We start from the raw sequence: 23,436 nt of genomic DNA, 5'->3' as shown, positions 1-23,436 counted from the left end.
ATCCTGCCTCAAAGCTCAGAGTCAGCCGCAATTGTCAAACGCTTTATAGACCATTCCCAATCAGAATGAAAGGGGCCCAATAGTAAGGATGGGAAAGGTCTTTGGTCATTGTGCCCGTCGATGGACGGGAAGATTTAACCTGAATGCTAGCCCTGGCTGTAGGATCTGCAGCGGTTACGGTCTGATTGATAAAACTGAGCTGAGCCGATTGCAGCGCTTGAGCTTTAGTAATGGGCGACTGCGCTTTGTCTTTTGCCAGATGTTGATAAAACGACCGCATTAATAAGCTAGTACTGGCATCATTCACCTGCCAGAGCGATGCCAGCACGGTCTTAACTTTACGCGTCAGAAAGTAGTAGCTCATGCTGGCAATTTCTACACCATCAAGCTGATCGGTTCCGCCCAATGCCGATTCACAAGCACTCAAAACCACTAAATCCACAGTAGACATCAACGGCAGCGTTCGGATCTGCTCAATCGAAAGCTTTTTACCATCCCCTAATAGCAAGAAAGAGTCCAAGTAGTTCCCTGGAACAAATTTGCCGTGGGTAGCAATATGGACAATCCGGTGCTGGCGGCGCTCCAGTTGCCCCGTCAGTGCAGCGGCATCAAAGGTTTGGTTGAGTAGGGCATGCCCTGGATAAATCCCTTGAGAGTCTTGATTCTGTTGGCGAACGATCTGGTTTAGCTCAGCCGGAACGTACTGGAGAGGGTTAAAGCCAGCCACGGCATCCGATACGCCCATGGCTAAAACTTGGGTGTCAGCATCGAAGGGTTTGCGATCGCTTGTATCTGTCAATGCTGCTGAGAGAATGGTCGAGAGCGTATATTTTTCAACCAGGTATCGTTGACCATCATGGAGGGCCGCCATCGGTACATAACGAACCGTCCGGTCGAGGGCAAAGACCAGATTCTGAACTTTGTTGCGGGTCAGCTCAGATTCCACAGGACGGATCAGCCAGTCATAGAGTTCTTGGCTAATCTCCTTAAGCCGTTGAGTGTCAGCCTTCGTACAGGTTCGGACTTCACAAACTTTCATCTGTTGACGAAAGCTCAGGACGGTCTGACTGAGTTCGGCTTGACTAACCTTGACGGGCTGACTCTTGACTACCCCACCAGCAGCCACCCACAGCAGCCACAACTTTTTATTAAGAACTAGCGGATAAATTAGAACCGTTTTGGCCTGGGTCTTAGCCTGGGTTCGTTCCACTAACTCCTGAGCATCTCCCAGCAGTTCTGGGTCAAAGAATCCTTTGTCATCCCCTGGACGCCCTCTCAGCTCTGGACGGAATTGTCCGATAGTCTCGTTATACTGGCTTGCGAGTTCGATTCGTTGATTGCTCAATTTTTCAAGTTGGGCACAGTTACTCTGACGGCACGCCTCTAGGGTCTGACCGAAGACAATCAAACTATCAAATTTATCTAAAATGGCTGTTTCTGTAGGACTTAGGGGAATACCTGGGACTGCGGCCCCTGCACGAGTGTCCTGATTAAAATCACGAATTTCTTGAACCTTGAGCAGTTCCAAAACCTGTTGTGCTTCGAGAATACGTCCCTGCTCTAGCAGGAGATCTGCCAGTTGACGATAGGTACCGGAGATCGAGTCGGTATAGGAAGCCTGTAGCTCAGCGGCGAGAGGCTGCAGTCCTTGGCGAATCGTCTCACGGACGTTGACGGATTGCTTGTAAAAAACGATGGCTAACTCGGGCCGATTTTGCTGGGCGTGAGCACTGCCGAGATGGCCGAGCACCCATCCTTCGCCCGTTCGATCTTTGATGGTGCGGAAAATGGGCAGTGCTTCTTCAAACAGTGAGATAGCCCGCTTATGTTTAGAGAGGAATCGGTAGGTTAACCCCAGGTTGGTTAAGGCTTTTGCTTCATCATCTCGGCCTTTAAGTTCTCGAAAAATGGGGAGCGCCTCTTCAAAAAATGCAATAGCCTGCCTGTACTCAGAAAGAGAACGATAAGCTGTGCCCAGATTGTTCAACACTCTTGCTTCTTGTCTGCGATTTTGAAGCGTTTGAAAAATTGGGAGCGCTTGTTCATAGAATGAGATTTCCTGTTTATGCCGCGCCAGCTCTCCGTGGGCAGTCCCCAGTCCCATCAGCATAGTGGCTTCACCATAGCGATTGTTATCTGCGCGGAAGAGGCGCAGGGCTTGCTCATAGAATGAGATAGCCTGCTCATGCTGAGACAAGGACCAGTGGGTAATTCCTAACCCCCAAAGTGCTTTGGCTTCGTTGCTGCGGTCCTTAAGTTCACGAAAGACAGATCGCACTTGCTTGTAAATGGCAATCACCTGTTCGTAGTCTGAGAGAGACCAGTAGGCTGAGGCAAGGTTGCCCAATACATGTGCTTCGCCGCTACGGTCTTTAAGGGTGCGGAAAATTGGGAGTGCTTGCTCGTAGTAGGTAATCGCCTGCTCGTACTTGGATAAATCTCGATAGACGAGTCCAATATTAGTGAGTACCTTGGCTTCCTCGTTGCGATCGTTAACGGCTTGATAGAGGGGCAATGCTTGTTCAAAGGCGCTGATCGCGGGTTCATACTGCGATAGCGACCAGTGGGTTAATCCTAGGCTTAGCAGTGCCTTCGCTTCACCCTGTTGATTTTCGGCAGCACGGGCACTTTGTCTAGCTTTCTGACAGATCTGCAGAGCAGTGGAATACTGCTGAGTTTTGACATTTTGCAGACAGCTATTAACCTGATGCAGGACTGTATCTGTAGTTTTTTTTGATATCCCTTGAGCGAGAGCGGCCTCCAACATTAAGGGATGAGAGAGCAGTGGCAAGATGGCCGGTGCTAAGAGAAGACTTGCGATCGCATCGATAAATCTGGGGCCAATATTACGGTTACGCATCTTTATCCTGGCACTCCACCCAAAGAAGGCAAGCCTTCAACTGGGCAAGAGCTGGGTCCTATAAGAGATCACAGGGATACTTGAAAAGCTCTCTGCCCCTTTACATTCGCTCCCCATCCCTGAAGAAGCGGCGCATTACATCACGATCGAGGCCATCCATGCTGGACGTACTTGGCCAACACCTCGGCATTTCCCCGTGGGGCAGCAAGCATCACAAATTTGGGCAACGGGAGAGGAAAGGCTCTTCCCAAAGATTACCCACTATTGTTAAAAGATTGCCTCACAGAACCATCCTATGCCTGCTTTGTTTAAAGCAGGCATAGGTTACAGAAACGGTAACTACGCTCCTTTCAGATGGAGAGATCGCCTACCGTGTCTTTTGCGACCAAACACGCGTGGGCAAGCCCCAGACATAGATAAACCCCTCTGCTGCCTTGTGATCAAACGTATCATCTGACCCGTAGGTTGCCAGAGTCGGCGTGTAGAGAGACTGCTCAGACTTTCGACCGACAACAACGGCAGTGCCTTTAAAGAGCTTCACGCGCACGGTGCCGGTCACCTGCTGCTGCGTCTGCTGTATGAAAGCGTCAATGGCTTCCTTCAGGGGGCTATACCAAAGACCGTTGTAGACCAGTTGCGTATAGGTCTGCTCTAGTCCTTTTTTATAGTGGGTGACATCCTTAGTCAGGACGAGACTCTCTAGATCTTGGTGCGCTTGGATCAAAACCAGCAGTCCAGGCGCTTCGTAAATCTCACGGGATTTTATCCCCACCAGCCGGTTCTCAACCATGTCAATACGACCAACACCGTGTTGGCCCACAATCTGATTGAGTTGGGTCACTAACTCAATCGGTGCTAGCGCTTCACCGTTAAGGCGCGTGGGATTGCCCTGGGTAAAGCCAATTTCGACATAGGCCGGTTCATCAGGCGCATCAGCAATGGCCTGCGTCATTTCGTAGACTTCTTCCAGCGGTTCCACCCAAGGGTCCTCCAGGGGACCGGCTTCGACGCTGCGACCCATCAGATTTTTATCGATGCTGTAGGGTGAAGATTTTTTCACCGGGGAAGGCACACCGTACTTTTCACCATAGGCAATCGTTTCTTCGCGGCTCATGCCCCATTCGCGGGCAGGGGCCAAGACTTTGAGAGCTGGATTGAGAGCTGCGATCGCAACATCAAACCGCACCTGATCATTGCCCTTGGCCGTACAGCCATGCACCACCGCATCGGCCCCGTATTTCTCTGCCGCTTCCACGAGCAGCTTTGCAATCAGCGGCCGCCCCAAAGCCGTACAGAGAGGATAGCGATCTTCATACAGCGCATTGGCTTGAATAGCGGGAAAAACATAGTCCGTGACAAAACGTTCCGTTGCATCCATCACCAGCGACTCAGCGGCACCGGCATCTAAAGCCTTGACACGAATGGGTTCTAATTCATCCCCCTGCCCCAGATCAGCAGCCAAGGTTATCACCTCTTCAACCCCCCATTCATGCTTCAAGTAGGGAATGCAAACGGAGGTATCGACACCACCAGAGTAGGCAAGAACAACTTTTTCGGCTCGACCCATAGGACTTCTCAGCGTTATCTTCAATAAAGTGCTTTCCAATTATGAACTGTTCATGAACGGACTAGCGCTACAGTAGCCAATATTTTTGCGGGCGATACCCTCAGATCCAGACACGGATTACCCTCTGAACGCCGAAGGATCTGGCTCCACAAGCCTAGCCCCTCTTACTGATCGCCCCTAACGTCTTAGGTGCCTGTGGCCCGTCACCTTTCGGACCATATCAGAAATATTGAGGCTCTCCATTTAATCTAAAGACTGGCACTATCGGCCGCAAGCTCTCCCTCTAGAGATCTATGTATACATCCATGTATATACGTACGCTAATTCAAACTCGCCGTCTACGCCTGACATCACATCATCATCACCAGCTCGGACCCAGACATTTCAACATTTAACACAACATCGCCCCGCAACCTGCCACCAGAGAGAGGCAACATCGTGCCGGCAGCCAAAGACAGATCAGGCATCAGATAGCGCTCCAACAACCGGCTGACTTGAGCAAAACAACAAGTGTTGCCCACAAATAATTGTTGAGCAACACTCTTAAAACCATCAAAATATCTTGTTTTATTCTAAGCAGAATTAGCCTGGAATTGGCTGTGTTTTTGCTCTGTCGAACCTGCCGAAAGACCAATGGCCGGAGGCGTAAACAGAAACAGACCGCTGCCAACTTCAACCTGCTGACCCGCGAGTGCATAGGTGCTGCCAGCGATGTAGTCCGTCATCCGCTGGATAGATTGAGGCTGCAGACGCGAGAGGTTCAAGAGCAAAACATGCCCTGCCTTCAAAGCTGCGATCGCATCATCAGCATCGCTAAATGATTTCAGTTTTAAGACCAGAATTGTATATCCATTCATGCCTAAAAACGGCACCATTTTATCCATAACGTCTCCTTAATTATAGGCACCTTAGGCAAATAGTAAACAGAATCGCCGTTCTATTTTTGATTTAAGCCAATTTCCACCTCTGCAATGGGTCACATTTCAAGCCGACAACACTTTAAATCTGGTCCGATCATCGGCAGTCGTCTAAATCTTAAATATCACCTACCCCCAGCTATTTGAACATAAGGAGCCGCAGAAATCAGCCCAAGATGAACCGCCATCATCCCTTCTCTGAGAGCAACTGAACTTGCAAGAAAACCCATACAGACGTGAAAAGCACCCAAATAAGACCCAGTGATCTTCAAGGTAAAAGGCCTCTTCTTTATCCGTACTAGTACGGATAAAGGCTAATTTATCCGTGACTATAACCCGGCTAAGTATTCGCTGAGACACACCAGAATTTCCGTGAATTTGCTCAAGACAGAAGCTGTGATGTCACCGATACTTTCTACATAGGGTATGCCTCAACGTGTCACATTCACTGACGTCAGAGTGCGGAAAGCAGCCATGCCTTCACGCATCAGATCTCATTCAACTTTTATAGCAATCTAGATTCCAATCACTTCAAACCGCCTGGATGATGTAGGTGGTTGAGCAACAAAGGACCCACCATTGATGGCCTACGATCCCAGCCAGATTAACGACGACGACATGCCCACAACGCTGTCACCTCAGGTCAGTGCATCCCATAGATGCCAGACCGCAGCAACAGATTCGGCCCCGACATCACTCCAGCAAGTTCGTCACCTCCTGGTTCTTCAAGACAGCAACGGGGAACGCGTTGTTCCTTTAGACGCTTCTACCTACTCCATTGGTCGCCATCAGGCCAACTCCATCGTTATTCAAGACAAAGCAGTCTCGCGCCACCACGCCCTCCTCCTCCGCATTCCCGATCCGCAAAGCGGCAACTTCTTTTTCCGGATCGTCGATGGCAATCTCCAAGGCAAGCGCAGCCACAACGGTCTTTGGATTAACGGCCAGCGCTACTATTCTCAAGATCTCAAAGATCAGGACACTATCGCCTTCAGCGCCAAAATACACGCCACATACCATCAGGTCACTGACGAAGAGATTGATCCCAGACAAACCTATTCATCCGCATTAGAACCGTTAAAGCCCTGCAGTCCGGCTGCCGTCAGCGCCAGTGAACGTCAGCAGCTCAATGATGCTGCCCTCGTGCGGCTATCATCAATGCCAGAAATGATGCCCCATCCCATCATCGAAATGGATATGGAAGGGCGAGTCACCTACCTCAATCCCAAAGCCACAGCCCAGTTTCCGAACCTCCGCACCGATCCCCAGCATCCAATTAAGACCGGCCTCACGGTGGGATTCCTCAAGAATCTCAACCATTATTATGTTCGAGAGATTGAAATCGGCAACTATTTTTACGAACAATCCATTCACTGTATTCCGCAGAGCCAGCTGATCCGCTCGTACCTGATTGATATTACCCAACGAAAACAGGTCGAGCAGATTCTGCGAAAAAGCGAAGAGCGCTACGCCGCCGCCGCTAGAGGTGCTAACGACGGCCTTTGGGACTGGGATCTCAAGAACAATACCATTTACTTCTCACCGCGCTGGAAAGCCATGATTGGTTATGAAGATCATGAAATCAGCGATCAGATTGCCGAATGGTTTCCCCGTATTCATCCCGAAGATCGGAGCCGCGTCAAAGATGAAATAGAGCACCATCTCAGCGGCCGCAGTCCCCACTTTGAAAGCGAGTATCGACTCAAGCACAAAAACGGAGAATATCGCTGGTTTCGCAGTCGCGGTCTTGCCAGCCTAGACGAACAACAGCAGCCTCTCCGCATTGCGGGTTCTCAAACCGACATTACAGAGTATCACCTGGCACGAGAACAGCTGCTGCACGATGCATTTTACGATTCCATGACCCGCTTACCCAATCGGGTTTTATTAATGGACCGGATCAGTCAAGCTATCAAAAAATGTAAGCGGCAGCAGCAAGAACACTGCGCAGTCCTATTTCTTGATCTCGACCGCTTCAAGGTGATTAACGACAGTCTCGGTCACATGCTAGGCGATCGCCTCCTCATCGAAGTCGCCCAGCGTCTGTCGAGCTGCCTGCGCCAAGACGACACCGTGGCCCGTCTTGGCGGCGATGAGTTTGTGTTGTTAATCAACAGCATCCCAGATATTCAGGCTGCGATCAGCGCCGTTCGCCGCATCCAAAGTAGCCTCAAAGCAGGCTTTAACCTCGGCGGACAAGAGATATTTACCACAGCCAGCATTGGCATCGCCCTTGGGCACCCGCACTATGAATCAGCCGAAGATCTGCTGCGTGATGCAGATGCAGCGATGTACCAAGCCAAACAGCAAGGCAAAGATGGATACGTCGTTTTCAAGAGTGCGATGCATTCACAGGCAGTGGCTCTTTTGCAGCTTGAGAACGATCTGCGCCGCGCCCTCGATCGTCAGGAATTTCGGCTTCACTATCAACCCATTGTGCAGCTACAAACGCAAAAGATTATCGGGTTTGAAGCGCTGACGCGTTGGCAACATCCAGAACGCGGGTTGGTCCCCCCCTCTGACTTCATTCCTTTGGCAGAAGATACGGGCATGATTGTCCCTCTGGGACAGTGGCTACTGCAAGAGGCCTGTAGCCAAATGCTGCATTGGCAACAGCAATTTCCCCATGAAACGCCGCTATCTATCTGCGTCAATATCTCTAGTCGTCAGTTTGCCCAAAACGATTTCGTCGCAGATATCCGTCAGACTTTAACGGATTTTCCGATTGCCAGGAGTAGCCTCAAGCTAGAGATTACGGAGGGGGTGATCATGGAGCAAGAAGAGACAGTAGCCGAAAAGCTAAAACAGCTCAAAGCGATGGGTGTGCGCCTCAGCATTGATGACTTCGGTACAGGCTATTCGTCGCTGAGCTATCTACAAACCTTTCCGGTGGATACTCTAAAGGTCGATCGGTCCTTTGTCATGAAAATGGGGCACCCCGACAGTCGTGAGATTGTCAAAACGATTGTGATGCTGGCCCATAATCTCAAGCTCGACGTCGTCGCAGAAGGCATCGAAACGCAGGCCCAGGGGAAGCTTCTCAAGGAAATGAATTGTGAATATGGGCAGGGATACTACTACTCTCGCCCCGTGGAGCATCACGCCGCGACGAATCTACTGGCTAAATCCCAAAGCGATATCATAGAGCACCAAACCCAATACACTTCAAAATATCGCAGTATCCAGCTGAGTTAGGACGACCCTTCGCACAGGTGGGTTTCAGCCATTTTTATATCCCAATCAATACGTGTACTGCTATAGCAGGCGGTCAGGGCCGCATTCCTTTAATCAAAATCCCTAACCCCAGGGCCAGCCCTAACAAATTGGGCAGCCAAGCCGCCATTGAAGGAGAGAGCAAACCCGCCTTACCCCAAACATTGGCAGCAAAAATAGCGAAGTACTGGGCCAAAACCACTAATAAGCTCAGACCGAAGCCAGTGCTGGCGGCCAACCGGCGACTCCGCATCCCCAGGGAGCTACCCACGAGGCCAAAAATAACGGCGGTGAACGGTAGCGCAACTTTTCGCTGAAGCTGAATCTCCACTTTTCGCAATCGTTTTGAGTCTCCCGTTTGCTCAATCGTGGCACGATAACGCTGGGCCTGAGCAATCGTCATTTCTTCCGGCTCTCGCTCAGGGATCGTTAAATCGAGTGGATCGCGGGGGAGGCTCAGCTGCTGTTCTTCAAAATCTAAGACTTGCTGCTGAGTCCCGGAGGGCGTTACGGCGTAGATAGTGCCGTTACGAAATCGCCAGGTATTGCCAGCGGCATCCCAGCGAGCCGACTCGGCAGAGATCACCTGCTTGGCCCCGGGCTTTGTAAAGTCTAAGATCGTCAACCCTCTGAAGGTATTACCATCAGCGCGTTGAGCATAGAAAAAACGTTTTACTTCTCGATCAGCACCATATTCCTGATAGAAGATATTGCGGTCCTGGCCAGCCGCAACACCCTGAGAAAGCGGAGCCTCTAAAAGTGATCGAGCCTGTTGCTGGGTCGTAGGAACCACCAGTTCTTCGAAAATAAACATGGTGCCGGTGACCAGTAAGCCAAACAAAATCACAGACCACACGAGACGATAAAGGCTGACACCCGCAGACCGCAGCGCAATCAGCTCTCCATCGGTGGCCAGACGGGACATGCTAAGCAGGCTCGACAGCAACACCGCCATCGGGAAGGACAGGCTCATAAAGTAGGGCACCTGTAGCCCTAAAATCTGCAGAGCAGTGGGCAGTGGGAGCTGAATATCACTCACCTGCCTCAGCAGATCAAAGAGGACACCTGCAGCAACACCGAGGGCGGAGAAGAGGGCAACACCGAACCCAAAGGTGGGCCATAGAGCCTGAAAGATATACTGATCCAGCCGAGTGAAAGGGTTCACACTGCTCCAGAGCGTAGACAGCAGAGATGAAGAAGCCCGAGGCTGGGGGAGCATTTCAAAATCAAGGGTTAAGTTGATATCAGCATAGTGGGTTTATGCAAGAAATTCGAGCAGGATTGTGGCTAGGCTACATCGCTCGCAACGCACGTCACCCTCATCAGGGGGAAGGCTAGAATACAGTCTCTCTGGAGTCTTGCAGGGAGTGGGCTCATGTTTGATATGCAAACTAAAGGCCATCGCTCATCGCTGAAAGCTTTCCCCCAGGTAATACTGACGCACTTGGGGATGGCGGTAGAGTTCTTCTGGTTTTCCCGAGGCGAGAATATAGCCCTCCCGCATGATGTAGGCACGGTCTGTAATCGCTAACGTTTCACGGACGTTGTGGTCGGTAATCAAAATGCCCAAGTTGCGATCGCGTAGCCGTCGCATAACCGTCTGAATATCAGCCACCGCAATCGGGTCAACGCCTGCGAACGGTTCATCCAGCAGCAAAAAATCAGGTCCATTAGAGCCAGCAGCCAACGCCCGCGCTAGTTCCGTCCGCCGACGCTCGCCCCCAGAAACCGCTTGCCCCAGCGTCGAAGCCACACCATGAAGCTGAAATTCAGTGAGCAGATTCTCAACACGCTGATGCCACTGTTGCCGAGGAACCTGCGTCTGCTCCATCACTAGCAGCAAATTGTCCCGCACCGTCAAATCACGAAAGATACTGGCCTCTTGAGCCAAATAGCTCATCCCCAATCTGGCCCGTCGATGCATCGGTAAGCGCGTAATATCACGACTACCGAGCCAAACCCGCCCCTGATCAGGACGCTCTAGACCCGTCGCAAGATAAAACGTTGTTGTTTTACCCGCCCCGTTGGGACCGAGCAATCCCACAATTTCTCCCTGGTGCACCGAAAGCGTCATGTTATTGACAATGCTGCGGCGACGATAGGATTTACAAACGTCCTGAAGCAACAGTCTCATGGTCGTTTGCTCCCAGCTCGCCACCCTTGAAGCAAGGACAACCACCATGGATCAACAATCGCACGAGCTACTCTGAAGTTCCTAATTGTCGACAATCGGGACATCTTGATCCTCAACGACGATCACGGCCTCGACTTGTGTGGCTGGATCGTTAACCGCCACAAACCGACCTTCATCAATCAAGTAGGTAATAGTTTCAGCCCGCAAGCTATTACCGGCCTGCAGGACATACACATTACCACTAAGGATAATCCGGCGCTCTCGACTGTAGTATTGTGCCTGAGCAGACGTCGCCTGAATTTGGCGCGCTGGATAGCTGAGCTGAACATTGCCGCTGGCCGTGACCACACCCGTCTTCGCATTTGCCTGCTGAATGTCAGCCCGCAGCGTCAGCGATCGGGACTGTCCCTGAGCCGAGTTTAACGAGGTTGATCCCAGCCAAAAACAGCTCAGCACAACTGGTGTAACCAGCCCGATTTTGGCCCATTTCAGCATTATGAATGTTCCTACCCGAGAGTCACTTTAATTATGTGCCGACGCTCTGTGCTTTGCAAAACACTCGTCCGATGCTGAGTCGTCTGCAATCATCCGCAAATAGAGTCTCGCAGACCCTTTCACAGATGATTGCTCAGCATCAGTGAACAAGTGAAGCTGCTCTGCCCCTGCCTCTTGAAGCTGCGTGAGCAGGGCAGTTCCAGCAACAACTAGCTGTTCAATATCAAGCTCGGCATAGGTGGGTTTGTACGACTGCAACCGCCGAGTTCCTTCACCCAAGAGGGTGACCGCCCCTAACCAATTTTGGTTCCCTAAGTGATAGCAGGCCACGGCTATCTGCAAAATTCCCTGATAGAGACTTTTGGGTGGGTCAGAGGCGACCATCCACAGTGCCTCTAGCGTGTCGTGACAGGCATAGTAATCGCCACGGTTAAATTCCCGCACCCCCCGCCAAAACGCCTCTGGCATCACGTCAGTCACAACGGCATCTCCTATCTCCTGTTCACATAGTTTTATCAACTTCCGTAAGTTCACGGAGCCATACCCGGAGACGCAACATTTCTTCACAGAGCGTCAACACGCTAGAGTATAAAGACAATCTTAAGTTAGGGTATCCAGGACCGTCTACAAGGGTGTTAGCCCTCTGATAGGTTTGGGCATCATGGCCTAAGTTGCACTCCGTAAGAATACAGAGGTAGTTTCTATTTGTATGTGCTAGCGACAAACGAGAGAATGTTTGTTTTACTAGGACAGTGGGGTGGAGCATGACACGTCTAGACCAAGCTGAACTCACATGACATCAGTTTTAGAACAGATAATCTACATTCTGACGGAACCTACCACCGTCGAGGAATCCAAGAAATGGGTTCTCAGCACAACGTCGTCGGGGGTATTATGAATTACGCTGCACCAGGAAGACCGTCGCAGAGCCTAAGCCGATCTCGGCTATCTTCCTCTCAAGTACTTAGCAATCTGATGGGTGAATATCCCTCAGGACGCGTGACTTTCCATAACCCGATCGATCAGACCGTGGGCTGGCGCGTTTACTTTGGTGATGGGCAGATTCATTTTGCCGAAAGTACTGCAGGACAAACGGAAAGACTCTCCTATCTGCTACAGCAATATGTTCCGCAATGTGAGCTGACGCTGCCCTCGGAGCCGTTCTCTGACTACGAATTTTTGTGTCAGCTCTGGCGATCAGAACAGCTCACGGTCCCTCAGTTTCGAGATCTGTTGACCCTTGTGACTCAAGAAGCTCTCATTCAGTTGCTAGCAATCCCCAAACCGAAGGTCAACTTTGAAGCCCAAGTGCAGCTTGATCCCCTTCTCCTTTCTTCTCCACTTTGGAAGCTCATCTGGCCGATAGAACCCCACATTGATCAGTGGTCGCTGATGCATACCGATATGAGCTCAGCCTTTCAAAGGCCCTTTATCCAAGACTGGGATAAGCTCGTATACTTTTTGCGATACATGCAGGGTACCTATTGCCGCCTCTCCCACTTAACAGTGGCGCTCAAAAAAAATCTTTGCCTATACGAACTCGCCAGTCGTTTTTCAATGGATGTTAAAGATTTAGCGATTACGATTCATCCTTTAATTAAATATGGCGCGGTCGGGGTCAACCCTTACGAAGGTGTACAGACGCTCAACCAGCCAAGAGTCGCCTGTATTGATCCCAGTCAAGCGCTGCAGTCTTTAGTCCGCAAAACGTTGGAACCGGCTGGTTACAGCATGATCCCGATCGTGAACCCCACAAAGGTTTTTACGACACTAGCTGAACAACCTCCGAACTTAATCTTGCTCGGTAGCGATCTGCCGGATATAGACGGGTACGCACTCTGCCGTCTCCTGCGTCGAATTGAGTTTTTGAGTACTCTGCCCATTGTCATTCTTAAGGATCGCGAGAGCCTGATCGGGAACTTCCGCAATCGCCTCTGCGGCAGTACGACAACGCTCTCAAAGCCGGTGCGACCTGATGAGCTCCGAGCCTTGGTACAGGAACTCTCACCGTCGCAGGATGATGCAGTGGCAAATCCTAGCCAGAGCAAGGCACTCATTCATGCTTAACCCCTATCAGGGGATGTTCCTCAGATCCTGTGCTAACCGTTCATCCTGATCAACTACAGACCATTAAAGATCACGGTGAGCGGGCCTATGCCGATGAGTGCTGTGGCTTACTGATCGGCCACAGCGTGCTTGAAGAAGGCATTTGGCACAGAACAGTGCAGGGGGTGGAGCCAGCGCCAAATGCTTGGGATAAGCAAACTGAATGGCCCCAAACAGAAGGATTCAGCACCACTCGACGCTATGCCATTGCTCCGGAAGATCTGCTGCGCACTCAGAAGGTTGCTCGCGCCCTCGGTTGCGATATTATAGGGGTCTACCATTCTCATCCAGATCAGTCAGCGGTTCCGTCAGAGTGCGATCGCAAGTGGGCCTGGCCGCAGTATTCCTACATTATTGTGTCTGTGCAGCAGGGCATCGCCTGTGATTTGCAAAGCTGGAGGCTTGATGAGCATGAGAGGTTTCAGTCTGAGACCATTATTGTGAAAAGTCATCAGCAGTAATGTATTCCTCTGTGTTCCCAATCGCTATCTATACCCTCTTTTTGCCTAAGGTTCTCAGCCATGCTTAATCCCAATCTGGATCAGGTCCAGCTCACACCTGAAGAGTACGAACGCTACTCTCGACATTTGATTCTGCCGGAGGTAGGTCTAGAGGGCCAAAAGCGACTCAAGGCAGCCAGCGTCCTCTGTATTGGCACCGGCGGCCTAGGTTCTCCTCTGCTGCTTTACCTAGCCGCAGCGGGCGTCGGTCGTCTCGGGATCGTAGACTTTGACATTGTGGATCAGTCGAACTTACAGCGGCAGGTGATTCACGGGACATCCTGGGTGGGCAAACTCAAAATTGAGTCGGCAAAGCACCGCATTCACGAGATTAATCCCCTGTGCCAGGTTGATCTGTATGATGATGCCCTCAGTGCCGACAATGCCTTAGAAATTCTGGAGCCCTACGACATTGTGGTGGATGGTACCGATAATTTCCCCACCCGATATCTCGTCAATGATGCCTGCGTTCTACTAGATAAGCCCAACGTCTACGGTTCGATCTATCGCTTTGAGGGACAGGCTACGGTCTTCAACTACGAAGGTGGCCCCAACTACCGCGATCTTTATCCCGAGCCACCCCCACCGGGTCTCGTTCCTTCCTGTGCGGAGGGAGGCGTGCTGGGTATTTTGCCAGGGATCATTGGCGTCATTCAGGCCACTGAGACGGTCAAGATTATTCTGGGCCAGGGAACCACCTTGAGCGGTCGGCTGCTGCTCTATAACTCCCTTGACATGAGCTTCAGGGAGTTGAAGCTGCGTCCGAACCCCGAGCGTCCCGTGATTGAAAAGCTGGTGGACTACGAGGAGTTCTGCGGCATTCCCCAAGCCAAAGCAGAGGAAGAAAAAAGGCAGGCCAATATGCAAGAAATGACGGTTCAAGATCTGAAGACATTGCTGGAGAGCAACGCGCAGGACTATGTCTTGGTTGACGTTCGCAATCCTAATGAGTATGAGATTGCTCGCATTGAAGGTTCTGTGCTGGTGCCGCTTTCAGAGATCGAGAGTGGTGAAGGCGTCGCCAAAGTAAAGGATCTCTTGAATGGTCATCGCCTGATTGCCCACTGCAAAATGGGGGGACGATCGGCAAAGGCGCTCGGAATTTTACAGGCGGCAGGAATTGAGGGCACCAACGTGACCGGCGGCATTCAAGCCTGGAGCCGCGAGATTGATGCCAGTGTGCCTGATTACTAAGCCGATATTGGCCAAATTTCAGGTTATTGCTTTAGGAGACAGATGACTCTGGGGAATAAACGCCTTAGGAGACGAATGTTGCGATCGCAACCATGCCCGCCAACAGTACTAATGAACCCACGCCAACGGCGATGTAGGTTTTCTTCTGCGTCTCTGTCATCGGCTCTGCCGCGTAAGCCTTAGGCTCAGAAGCATAGTTGTTGAGACGATCTCCATCTTCCGTGACGCGCATAGGGCAAAGCTCTTATGTCATTACTTTTTGCAAAGTATACCAGAGTCTTTTCGCTTCTTTTCTAGGATTATTGCCCTCAGGATCACGGCTAACATCCCCTTCAATCCACGACTCCCGTCGTCGGGGAACTCGCGCTGGCATAGGCTTTAACCGGAATTCTCCCGGAGTGATAGGCCAGTCGCCCCGCCTCAGTCGCCAGCCCCATCGCCCGAGCCATTGCTTTGGGGTTTGCTGCCTTTGCGATCGCAGTATTAACGAGCAGGGCATCCGCTCCCAACTCCATCGCCCACACCGCCTCGCTAGGCGTACCGATCCCGGCATCCACCACAACCGGTACGATGGCGTTCTCAATAATGATCTGAATATTAGCCGCATTTTGGATGCCTTGACCTGACCCAATGGGCGATCCTAGCGGCATAACCGTGGCGCACCCCAGCTCCTGCAGATGCTTTGCCAGCAGAGGATCTGCATTGATATAAGGCAGCACCGCGAACCCTTCTTTGACCAGTTGCTCCGCCGCCGTTAGCGTTCCGATGGGGTCAGGCAGCAAATATTTAGGGTCAGGGATCACCTCAAGCTTGACCCAGTTGTTGTCTTCTTGGCCCAGCAGCTTTGCCATTTCGCGGCCTAAACGCGCCACGCGCACGGCATCCTCAGCCGTTTGACAGCCCGCCGTGTTGGGCAACATCCAGATTTTTGACCAGTCCAGCGCTTCTACCAGGCCTTCATGGCCTGGAGCATTGGTTTGCACGCGCCGGACCGCCACCGTCACGATTTGAGTCCCAGAGGCCGAGACACAATCAGACATCTCAGAGATTGAACGATACTTACCGGTCCCCGTCATCAGCCGAGAACTAAACGACCGACCGGCAATGGTGAGAGCAGCCTGCGGTAGAGCCGAAGATTTTGGAGAGTCTAAAGTCTGCATGAAAACTTGGGGGTGAAAATATTCCGAGACCTGCTGCGAGCAGGTCTAACACCTTCCAGCTTAGAACTTTTTCTGAGCCACATTCGAGAGGAACGTATCGGTTTATGTAACAATCCCCCTAGAGCTGGAGTCCTATGGCAGGGTAACAATAGAAAAATCAAGGGAACTCTGTCATATCACCTCCCGTCTGAAGGGGAAGAGTGTATTATGGTTGACTCAACTCATGTCACACAGTCTTCCTTTGTCTTGGTCTCGGGCTGAGGGTATAGAACCTCAAGTGCAAATTCCGGCAGAAAAACTTGCGAACAACGACTTGGTGCAGCTCTGCCAACAGGGACTGCGACCCGACCGCTCTGCCTTTTCAGAGCTACTGCGTCGGTACCAATCCCACGTCAATCGTGTTCTCTATCATTTAGCACCCGACTGGGACGATCGAGCCGATCTTGCCCAGGAAGTCTGGATTCGGGTTTACCGCAATATTAACCGCCTCCATGAACCGGCGAAATTTCGCGGATGGCTGAGCCGCATTGCCACCAATTTGTTTTATGACGAGCTGCGCAAACGCAAGCGTCACCGCAGCCCTCTCTCCCTCGACGCCCCCATTGCTATGGAAGATGGCAACCTCAATTGGGAGATTGCCTCGGGTGATCCAGGGCCAGAGGATAACCTCACCACCCATGAGTTCTACCAGCAGCTTCGCGTTGCGATCGCAGAATTGCCAGAAGTCTTTCGCACAACCATCGTCCTGCGCGAGATTGAGGGAATGCCCTACGAAGACATTGCCGAGATTACTGGCGTGTCGTTGGGCACCGTAAAATCGCGAATTGCTCGGGCAAGACAGCGTCTGCAATCAGAACTTCAGGGTTATTTGCAGGACTAGTGTTAAATCATTCTGTTTTCTGCCCATTCTAGGGTTAGGGGCAGCCATCAGCCCTTGGTATAGACCAAAACTTACGCTAAATTTAAAGTAAGACTGTCTCGGACACTTGCTTTCAGCCATACCCTGATTTCAAAGGCTGCCATCAGGACTATGACCTTTACCAGACCTTGTTGGGCTTCTCTTCTCGAACTTTGTCTGTCTATCTTTGATAATTTCCCGAATAGGGCAAGTGAGATGCTGCTATGGATAACATTGACACCTTGAACAACGACCGATTTGAATTACTCAGCGCCTATCTCGATCATGAGGTGTCGGCAGAGGAGCGCAAACAGGTTGAGCAATGGCTCACGAATGATTCTGAGTTTTACACGCTTTACCAGCGCTTACTGACGCTGCAGCGTAGCTGTCAATCCCTTCCGACCCCCAGCGCAGCACCGGTCGATCAGACCATTGATCGCGTTTTCGAGCGCATCGACTCTCGTCGCCGCCTGCCGCTGTGGAGTACTCTAGCAGCAGCTGCCGTAGCCGGTACCGTCGGCGCGATTGCGGGTGCCTGGAATGGTGGACCTTTATCGCCTCAGTTTGCTGAGACGCAAGATAGCGGCATCGAGAGTCCTGTCGTTGCATCAGTGAACACGCCCCCTTTGCAAGAGACGGTGGAGCCTTCAGGCCTCATGATTGCAATTGAGCATCCGCCCGTGGAGCTTCCTGCAGCCATTAATGTTTCTAATACCGGTGTAGAAAGAGATTAGGGGCAACCTTACAGTAGATATCCGGCCACCATTCCTCCCAATAGGAGAAAGCCAATCCAAACGTTTTGGCGAAAGAGCTGGCCGTAGGCCTGTGTCGGCACGTGCCGGTGCCGCAGTAAAAACACCTGTCTAATCCATAAATAGCCGCTACAGATCAAGGTGAGCCAGTACGCTATTTTGAGCTGCAGGATTAAGCCTAGGCCCACCAAAGCGGCAACTGTTGCGGCGAAGAAAAGACCAATGGCAGCAACAACATAGCGTCCAAAGAATAGGGCACTGGAATTGATGCCCAGGCGTCGGTCGTCGGGACGATCTGGCATCGCATAGATGGTATCAAAACCGAGGGTCCAGAAAACGGTTGCCGTCCACAGAAGCCAAGTCGCAGGCTCTAAACGAGCAGCGGCGGCAGACCAGCTAATTAACACCGCAAAGCCCCATGCGATCGCAAGTACTAATTGCGGCACAGGGAACACGCGTTTTGCCAGCGGATAGCCAATAATCACCGGCACCGCTCCCACGCAGAGCCAAAAACTCAGCGGATTTAAGTAACGGGACAGGCCAAAGGCACAGACAAAGGCCACGAGAGCCACGCCCAACCCCACCTGCACGGTGAGCGCCTTCGAGGCCAAAGGCCGTTTTTTAGTCCGATTCACATGGGGGTCAATGTCTCGATCCCACAGATCATTAACGACACATCCGGCAGCACTGGTCGCCAAACTACCTAAGACAATAACCAGCACCAATAATGCGGGAGGAGATCCTTGGGTTGCCAAGAACACAGCCCACAGTGCCGGGATCATTAGAACTAAGCGCCCCGTCGGCTTATCCCACCGCAGCAGCTTGATAATCGCTTTTCCCTGGGAACTAAGAGAGGAAGAAGATTGAACAGTGGACATATAAGAGCGTTACATTTCTTCTTATTATCTTAATCAAACAAGGGTAGGGGTCGCAGATTGAGTCAGCACTTCCTGTCTAGCCCACTGATCTGCCGCCAAAATATCTTCTAAGTTCGGCGCGGCCAAGTTGCGCATATCGAAGCAATTGCAAACCCTCTCAATCACCTGCGGAATCTCTAGGAACGTAATTTTTTCGTCTAAGAACAGAGCCACAGCCTGCTCATTAGCGGCGTTCAAGACAGCAGGCATGGCACCACCGGCCCGCCCCACGGCGTAGGCGAGATTCATGCAGGGATACTTCTGATGATCTGGCTCTCTAAAGGTTAGGTCACCGGACTTCACTAAATCGAGCGGCTCCCAATCCGTTGCGACTCGCTCCGGCCAAGAGAGCGCATAGAGAAGCGGCAAACGCATATCTGGCCAACCCAGTTGCGCCAGAACAGAAGTATCCTGCAGCTCAATCAGAGAGTGAATAATGCTCTGGGGGTGAATAACGATGTCAATTTGGTCGTAGTCAACGTCAAACAAATAATGGGCTTCAATAACCTCTAGCCCTTTGTTCATCAAGGTCGCTGAATCAATGGTGATCTTGCGCCCCATCGACCAATTGGGATGCTTGAGGGCATCTGCTACGGTGACATCCTTCAATTTTTCCACCGGCCAGTCACGGAAGGAACCCCCTGACGCGGTTAGTAGGATTCGCCGCAATCTATCTTTGGGAACGCCTTGGAGACACTGAAAGATGGCTGAATGCTCAGAGTCGGCAGGCAGGAGCTTGACGCCGTACTGCTCCACCAGCGGCAAGACAACGGGCGCTCCAGCGATCAGCGTTTCTTTATTTGCTAAAGCAATATCTTTGCCAGCTTTAATCGCTGAAATAGTCGGCAGCAGGCCCGCACAACCTACAATTCCAGTGACAACAGATTCAGAATCACCGTAGGCTGCCACTTCACAGACGCCTGCTTCACCCGCTAGCAGTTGAGGTGGGGAATCTAGAGCGGAGATCGCATCCCTCAGCTCCGGTAGCTGCTCAGGATTTGAGATCGCAACAATTTCTGGCCGAAAGCGCTTAATCTGCTCCGTCAATAGCTCTAGATTGCGACCTGCAGCCAGTCCCACAATCTGAAACTGCTCGGGATACTGGGCCACAATATCCAGCGTTTGGGTGCCAATAGAACCCGTTGAGCCAAGAAGAGTGATTTTTTTCACAGTTTTTTAAGCTTTAAGCAGCTTCCCTATCTTACAGGCTTGGGGGGCGATGCTCTAACCCACTGGCTCTGCCTCAACGACTGGCGAATCTTCGACTGGACCTGGCAACTGACTCACCTGCTCAACGAAGTCAATAAACTCCCGCTCAAAGGTGACCTGGGCTCGATTCGTGCGTCCGCCCAGATAAAGCTTTTGATCTTTGAGCAGCACCCAGATTTGCGAATGCGAGACATAGCTCATGATCACCCCCAGCATCAGCAATCCGTAGCCGGCATAGACAATCGGGATACCAGGATCTGCCTTGATCTGTAGCCCCGCACTCCCCACAACGTCAATCACCTTGAGCGTGACGCCATTCACCTCGACAGAGCTACCGGACCGCACCGTGCCAATCATCTGGCCCGCGCGGTCATACATCACCAGCGTCCCCTGCATATCGGCTGTAATCAGAGCCACGCCCGAGCTGAGGTCAGGGCTGGTGGGCACCCAGGTTCCCCAGAGGCGACCCTCGGCAACAGAGGGAAGCGATCGCATCGGCAGTCCCAAAACCGGACTGTTGTTGAGCTGTACCTTGACCCCGGCAATCGACCAATCCGCCTGATAGAGCGTCACACCCTTATGCTTGAGGGGCTTATTAACGTGGATCGTTTGCCGATCTAGCTCCTGGTCCTGTTCATCAACCACAGAGAGATCGGAATAGAACTGATCGATAGAGCCGTCAGGGGTATAGTCAATCCAAAAGCGGTTGACTTTCACCGCCCAGTCTTGCGGAATCTGGGATTTCGCCCAAGGTCCCGCCTTCACAATATTGTCAATTTTCGTTGTGGAACCGCTGGGAATCATCTGCTGAGCCATAAAGCCGGTCATTGCCCCCACAATGGACCCCAGCAGAATTAGCAGCATACTAGCGTGAACAACAATGGGACCAATGCGGCCCACAATCCCTTTCCGGGCATAGATAGTGTCGCCGTCCTGAAAAATTTTGAATTTCTGCTGCTCCAGCGCAGCCTCCACGCCACCTAAAGAAGGAAGTGCCACTGTGGTGCTGAGGGCCAATTTTTCAAACTGGCGCGGCTGTTGATAAAACTTCCAGGAGCGGGCCGCTTTAAGGGCCGGAAGCTGACGGGTAAAGGTGCAGGCCGTTAGGCTACTGCCAAATAAGATCAGCAGCGCCAGAAACCACCAGGTCCGATAGACGTGATCTAAGCCGATGGTGAGCAAAACGTTCCAGGTTAAAAACCCGAACAGAGCCGGATCTTCAGGATAGTTGGCCTGATAGAACGCAACCGACTGGCCTTGCTCAATCACCGTGCCCGAGATGCTGAAAAATGCGATCGCAAGTAGCAACACAATCGCTAGCCGCAGATCGGCCAATACAGGCAGTAGTTCACGCTTAAAGTAAGCTTGGGGTCCAGACGGTTGTAAAGTCATGAGCAAAAATAGTCTAAATCGTTAAATCGCAGATGGGAACATCCGCGTCAGCAGCGAAAACATTCCAAACCCAATCAGCAGCACACCGCTGGCGGGCGTAATCCAAGCAGACCAGCGGCGCAGTTCTAGAAAACGCTTAATCGCAGCAGTGAAGGTGCCAGCAATCAACAACGGGGCAGTGTACCCAGCCGTGTAGGACAGGAGCAACCCTGCGCCCAGCAAAGGATCCTGCGTCGTTGAGATCCAGGCGAGGAGCGTTGCTAAAACAGGCGTACTGCAGGGAGAGGCCACCAGTCCAAAGGTAAGGCCCACAAGGAAGGTTCGCACCCCACGCGGCACCGGCAGCTTATCAAGGTCAACGTTATCTAAGCTCGGGAAGCGCAGCGGTAAGACCTGCAGCAGGTTGAGACCCATGAGGATGGCAAGCAGGCTAACGGCGATCGCAAGTCCACCGCCAACTTGGCCATAGATACGGCCCACCATCGCCGCCAGAATACCGAATCCAGTCAAAGTTGACGCCAATCCCAGACAGAACCAAATCGACTGCCGAACAGCAAACCAACGACTGTCAGCTTCGTAGCCGCCAATATAACCCACCGTAATCGGAAGCATCGAAAGGGTACAGGGCGTCAAACTGGTGAGTAGACCCGCCGCAAAAATCACCCCTAAACTGACAAGACTCAGGTGATCAAGCTGGCCGGATACCAAATGATTTGCGAATTGCTCTAAGTGATAAAGCTGCAGCTGCAGCGAATCGATCATGGATGTAAGCCGTAATCCTTTTTAAGCATGCTTCAACCTACATCTTAACGAAGTCCGGTTCGTTGCTAGCGCCTCTTCCGCCGCCGTGTTTTTCTTTGTTTTGCCCAGGCTTGACGCTTTTGGGCCAGCATATCCTGCTCAGACGCCAAAGCTGCAGCGGAGGACAGAGATTTTAAATGAGGCGCTCCGCCAAAAGCAGGCTCTGCCTGTAAAGGCACAACTTCGGCTCCTTGGCTCTCACGGGCCACCCGAATCAGAAGGCCCGAAATCGCTAAACTCGCAATCATTGAGCTACCGCCATAGCTGAGTAACGGAAAAGGCAAACCCGTCGTTGGCAAAACACCAATCGCCACCCCGATATTGATCAAAGCCTGCCCAATCAACACCACCATTGCTCCTGTACCGATCAAGCGATGGGTCGGATCCATTGTTTTAGCAACCACCCGCAGCGCCAACAGGCTATAGGCAAACAGCAGCAGTAGCAAAGACAGCCCACCTAAAAGCCCAAACTCCTCCGCAAAGATAGAGAAGATAAAATCTGTGTGCTGAAACGGAAGATAGGATAGCTTTTGCTGAGACGCACCAAAACCGGCCCCCGTGACGCCCCCAGAGCCAACGGCCAGCAGACTTTGACTGAGCTGATAGCCATCTCCCAGTGAATCAGCCCAAGGATTCGTAAACGAGAGCATCCGCCGCATCTGATACTCATTGCGAAAAATGCTCAAGGCAGCTAGTCCCGCACCCGCCAAAGCCGTCAAGCCCAAACTTTGTAATGACAATCCCGCCGCCAGTGCCACAAGCCACAGCGTAATCCCACACAGAGCCGTAGTGCTCAGGTTCGGCTGTATCAAAATTGCAAACAGCGTCGCGGCAAACAGTCCCAGCCAAGACAGGCGATCCCGCATCGGCAACCGTGACCACCGACCAAAGATGGAGGCACCCTGCAAAATCAAAAACGGCTTCATCAGTTCAGAAGGCTGCAGCGGAACCGGCCCAATCAAGATCCAGCGGCTTGCCCCGTTGACGGAAGCGCCTACACCTGGAATACGGGTTGCAAAGATCAGGACCAGCAAAACAAAAAAGGTGACGCGCGCCACCGCTAAAGATCGCTGTAGTGGCGTATGCACCGCAAAGTAGAAGACCACCAAACCCAGCGAGACCCACAGAAGCTGGCGCACAAAATAAGAGAGCCCTTCATTAGCACCTCCTTGATCCATATGCAGCGTGGCGGAGAACAAGATCACCAAACCCGCCGACAGCCAAAAGAAGGTCAGCCAGTGGAGCCAGCGCGCCTCACTGGACCAGTCCTGTACTGATGGATCCAAAAATGGAATTAAACGACGCAGCTTCACGATGGACC

General features: G+C 51.9%; 20 protein-coding genes. 6 read left to right on the top strand and 14 right to left on the bottom strand.

Annotated features, from left to right (window positions below):
• Positions 1 to 43: 43 nt before the first annotated feature.
• The 3 genes from C1752_RS03765 to C1752_RS03755 form a co-directional block, all read right to left on the bottom strand.
• A complete protein-coding gene (locus C1752_RS03765) occupies positions 44 to 2,860 on the bottom strand; it encodes a CHAT domain-containing protein (RefSeq protein WP_110984716.1) in 2,817 nt (938 codons plus the stop codon).
• 367 nt (positions 2,861 to 3,227) lie between these two features.
• Complete coding sequence (locus tag C1752_RS03760; RefSeq protein WP_110984715.1) at positions 3,228 to 4,427, bottom strand: argininosuccinate synthase; 1,200 nt, start codon at positions 4,425 to 4,427, stop codon at positions 3,228 to 3,230.
• Positions 4,428 to 4,999: 572 nt separating this feature from the next.
• Positions 5,000 to 5,311 (bottom strand): cell division protein SepF, encoded by a 312-nt coding sequence (locus C1752_RS03755; protein ID WP_110984714.1) that lies wholly within the window; start codon positions 5,309 to 5,311, stop codon positions 5,000 to 5,002.
• A 615-nt stretch (positions 5,312 to 5,926) separates the two neighbouring features.
• Here C1752_RS03755 and C1752_RS03750 point away from each other — a divergent pair.
• Complete coding sequence (locus C1752_RS03750) at positions 5,927 to 8,539, top strand: EAL domain-containing protein (protein ID WP_110984713.1); 2,613 nt, start codon at positions 5,927 to 5,929, stop codon at positions 8,537 to 8,539.
• Positions 8,540 to 8,612: 73 nt separating this feature from the next.
• Here C1752_RS03750 and C1752_RS03745 read toward each other — a convergent pair whose 3' ends face one another.
• The 4 genes from C1752_RS03745 to C1752_RS03730 all read right to left on the bottom strand — a co-directional run bounded on the left by C1752_RS03745 (position 8,613) and on the right by C1752_RS03730 (position 11,720).
• Positions 8,613 to 9,722, bottom strand: a complete 1,110-nt coding sequence (locus C1752_RS03745) for an LptF/LptG family permease (RefSeq protein WP_158535007.1) — start codon at positions 9,720 to 9,722, stop codon at positions 8,613 to 8,615.
• A 240-nt stretch (positions 9,723 to 9,962) separates the two neighbouring features.
• On the bottom strand, positions 9,963 to 10,691 hold the full coding sequence (gene lptB / locus C1752_RS03740) for an LPS export ABC transporter ATP-binding protein (protein WP_110985056.1): 729 nt from the start codon (positions 10,689 to 10,691) through the stop codon (positions 9,963 to 9,965).
• Between the two features lie 81 nt (positions 10,692 to 10,772).
• The gene (locus C1752_RS03735) at positions 10,773 to 11,186 is read right to left on the bottom strand and encodes an LptA/OstA family protein (RefSeq protein ID WP_110984711.1); all 414 of its coding nucleotides are present in this window, start codon (positions 11,184 to 11,186) and stop codon (positions 10,773 to 10,775) included.
• Positions 11,187 to 11,213: 27 nt separating this feature from the next.
• A complete protein-coding gene (locus tag C1752_RS03730) occupies positions 11,214 to 11,720 on the bottom strand; it encodes a DUF309 domain-containing protein (protein ID WP_233501316.1) in 507 nt (168 codons plus the stop codon).
• A gap of 441 nt (positions 11,721 to 12,161) precedes the next feature.
• On the opposite strand from C1752_RS03730, the gene C1752_RS03725 reads away from it, so the two are divergent.
• From C1752_RS03725 to moeB, 3 genes are read left to right on the top strand one after another with little or no spacing between them, the layout of a single operon-like run.
• Positions 12,162 to 13,253: a response regulator gene (locus C1752_RS03725; protein ID WP_158535006.1), complete on the top strand. Its 1,092-nt coding sequence runs from the start codon at positions 12,162 to 12,164 to the stop codon at positions 13,251 to 13,253.
• 29 nt (positions 13,254 to 13,282) lie between these two features.
• Complete coding sequence (locus C1752_RS03720) at positions 13,283 to 13,753, top strand: M67 family metallopeptidase (RefSeq protein ID WP_110984708.1); 471 nt, start codon at positions 13,283 to 13,285, stop codon at positions 13,751 to 13,753.
• A 60-nt stretch (positions 13,754 to 13,813) separates the two neighbouring features.
• Positions 13,814 to 14,986, top strand: a complete 1,173-nt coding sequence (gene moeB / locus C1752_RS03715) for a molybdopterin-synthase adenylyltransferase MoeB (RefSeq protein WP_110984707.1) — start codon at positions 13,814 to 13,816, stop codon at positions 14,984 to 14,986.
• A gap of 64 nt (positions 14,987 to 15,050) precedes the next feature.
• Here moeB and psb34 read toward each other — a convergent pair whose 3' ends face one another.
• Positions 15,051 to 15,218, bottom strand: coding sequence for a photosystem II assembly protein Psb34 (psb34, locus tag C1752_RS03710; protein ID WP_110984706.1), 168 nt, complete (start codon positions 15,216 to 15,218; stop codon positions 15,051 to 15,053).
• A 100-nt stretch (positions 15,219 to 15,318) separates the two neighbouring features.
• Complete coding sequence (locus C1752_RS03705) at positions 15,319 to 16,146, bottom strand: thiazole synthase (RefSeq protein WP_110984705.1); 828 nt, start codon at positions 16,144 to 16,146, stop codon at positions 15,319 to 15,321.
• 223 nt (positions 16,147 to 16,369) lie between these two features.
• On the opposite strand from C1752_RS03705, the gene C1752_RS03700 reads away from it, so the two are divergent.
• Both C1752_RS03700 and C1752_RS03695 read left to right on the top strand, forming a co-directional pair.
• Positions 16,370 to 17,026, top strand: a complete 657-nt coding sequence (locus tag C1752_RS03700) for a sigma-70 family RNA polymerase sigma factor (RefSeq protein WP_110984704.1) — start codon at positions 16,370 to 16,372, stop codon at positions 17,024 to 17,026.
• Between the two features lie 242 nt (positions 17,027 to 17,268).
• Positions 17,269 to 17,778, top strand: a complete 510-nt coding sequence (locus C1752_RS03695) for an anti-sigma factor family protein (RefSeq protein ID WP_110984703.1) — start codon at positions 17,269 to 17,271, stop codon at positions 17,776 to 17,778.
• Positions 17,779 to 17,786: 8 nt separating this feature from the next.
• On the opposite strand, the gene C1752_RS03690 is transcribed toward C1752_RS03695, so the two are convergent.
• The 5 genes from C1752_RS03690 to C1752_RS03670 form a co-directional block, all read right to left on the bottom strand.
• Positions 17,787 to 18,674, bottom strand: coding sequence for a 4-hydroxybenzoate solanesyltransferase (locus C1752_RS03690; RefSeq protein ID WP_110984702.1), 888 nt, complete (start codon positions 18,672 to 18,674; stop codon positions 17,787 to 17,789).
• A gap of 33 nt (positions 18,675 to 18,707) precedes the next feature.
• Positions 18,708 to 19,883: a 1-deoxy-D-xylulose-5-phosphate reductoisomerase gene (dxr, locus tag C1752_RS03685; protein ID WP_110984701.1), complete on the bottom strand. Its 1,176-nt coding sequence runs from the start codon at positions 19,881 to 19,883 to the stop codon at positions 18,708 to 18,710.
• A gap of 54 nt (positions 19,884 to 19,937) precedes the next feature.
• Positions 19,938 to 21,314 carry a cytochrome c biogenesis protein gene (locus tag C1752_RS03680; RefSeq protein WP_110984700.1) on the bottom strand — a complete coding sequence of 459 codons (1,377 nt, stop codon included), beginning with the start codon at positions 21,312 to 21,314 and terminating at the stop codon, positions 19,938 to 19,940.
• 21 nt (positions 21,315 to 21,335) lie between these two features.
• Positions 21,336 to 22,076, bottom strand: coding sequence for a cytochrome c biogenesis protein CcdA (locus tag C1752_RS03675; protein ID WP_110984699.1), 741 nt, complete (start codon positions 22,074 to 22,076; stop codon positions 21,336 to 21,338).
• 65 nt (positions 22,077 to 22,141) lie between these two features.
• Positions 22,142 to 23,428: an FtsW/RodA/SpoVE family cell cycle protein gene (locus C1752_RS03670; protein ID WP_110985055.1), complete on the bottom strand. Its 1,287-nt coding sequence runs from the start codon at positions 23,426 to 23,428 to the stop codon at positions 22,142 to 22,144.
• Positions 23,429 to 23,436: the final 8 nt, after the last annotated feature.

This window comes from Acaryochloris thomasi RCC1774, assembly GCF_003231495.1.
Classification (GTDB): domain Bacteria; phylum Cyanobacteriota; class Cyanobacteriia; order Thermosynechococcales; family Thermosynechococcaceae; genus RCC1774.
The sequence above is the reverse complement of the archived record's forward strand: the minus strand, read 5'-3'. Positions and strand labels throughout refer to the sequence as shown.